Annotated in this window: 1 protein-coding gene; it reads left to right on the forward strand. The window is 53.7% G+C overall.

What is annotated here, in order from left to right; all coding sequences use genetic code 11:
* Positions 1-270 (forward strand): cytochrome c1 (locus E0702_RS17505; RefSeq protein ID WP_205742072.1); only part of this gene is annotated, 270 nt, incomplete at both ends.

Raw genomic sequence — 270 nt, forward strand, 5'->3', positions numbered from 1 at the left:
CATCGGTACGTTCGATCGTGGAGCGTTGCAGCGCGGCTTCCAGGTTTACAAACAGGTTTGTTCGGTCTGTCACGGCGTATCCCAATTGGCCTTTCGCAACTTAAAAGCTCTTGGTTTCAATGACGAGGAAATCAAGGCCCTTGCCGCGGAATACAAGGTGAAGGATGGTCCCAATGACGAGGGTGAGATGTACGAGCGCTCTGCCTTGCCCTCGGACGATTTTGTCGGCCCGTATGCGAATGATCAGCAGGCTCGAAACGCTAACAACGG

Origin of the sequence: Halomonas marinisediminis (assembly GCF_004347715.1) — a bacterium.
GTDB classification, from domain to species: domain Bacteria; phylum Pseudomonadota; class Gammaproteobacteria; order Pseudomonadales; family Halomonadaceae; genus Halomonas; species Halomonas icarae.